Annotated in this window: 2 tRNA genes and 1 rRNA gene; all 3 read right to left on the bottom strand. The window is 51.2% G+C overall.

The features are described 5' to 3' along the window. Window positions 1–276 precede the first annotated feature (276 nt). A tRNA-Ala gene (locus tag MKD38_RS30825) sits at window positions 277–352 on the bottom strand. A 10-nt stretch (window positions 353–362) separates the two neighbouring features. Further along, a tRNA-Ile gene (locus MKD38_RS30820) sits at window positions 363–439 on the bottom strand. Window positions 440–501: 62 nt separating this feature from the next. Further along, a 16S ribosomal RNA gene (locus tag MKD38_RS30815) occupies window positions 502–592 on the bottom strand; the annotation flags it as partial.

Below are 592 nucleotides of genomic sequence, written 5' to 3'. Positions count from 1 at the left end.
AGGACACGCTCACTACAGGTTGAGTTCTCGCATTTGTGCCGTATTCCAAGTCATCTTTCGATCACTTTAAAATACATTTGGTTGATACAATCACAACCCGGTATCGCGTTATACAACCGTGCTTCTCATCAAAGCACCGCGACACCTTTACTACATCCCATATTGTTAAAGAACAGCCGATCTTGCGATCGCTTGGCAATGCCAAAGGAAAGCACTCGGTAAGCGCTTTCCTTTGACAACCAACTCCAGGTATCCGTACTCACTCGTCAGAGGTAGTGGTGGAGGATGACGGGATCGAACCGACGACCCCCTGCTTGCAAAGCAGGTGCTCTCCCAGCTGAGCTAATCCCCCTCGGATAACTTGGTGGGTCTGGTAGGACTTGAACCTACGACCCCCGCCTTATCAAGACGGTGCTCTAACCACCTGAGCTACAGACCCTTGGCTGTAACAGCAAACAAACCGATAAGTGTGAACGCTAGGCTTGAGACACAAGCCTCTGGAAAGGAGGTGATCCAGCCGCACCTTCCGATACGGCTACCTTGTTACGACTTCACCCCAGTCATGAACCCTGCCGTGGTAATCGCCCTCCTT

Origin of the sequence: Cupriavidus sp. WGlv3, assembly GCF_023952475.1 — a bacterium.
GTDB lineage: Bacteria > Pseudomonadota > Gammaproteobacteria > Burkholderiales > Burkholderiaceae > Cupriavidus > Cupriavidus phytorum.
Note: the sequence above shows the minus strand (reverse complement) of the source record. Positions and strands in the feature narration are given on the sequence as shown.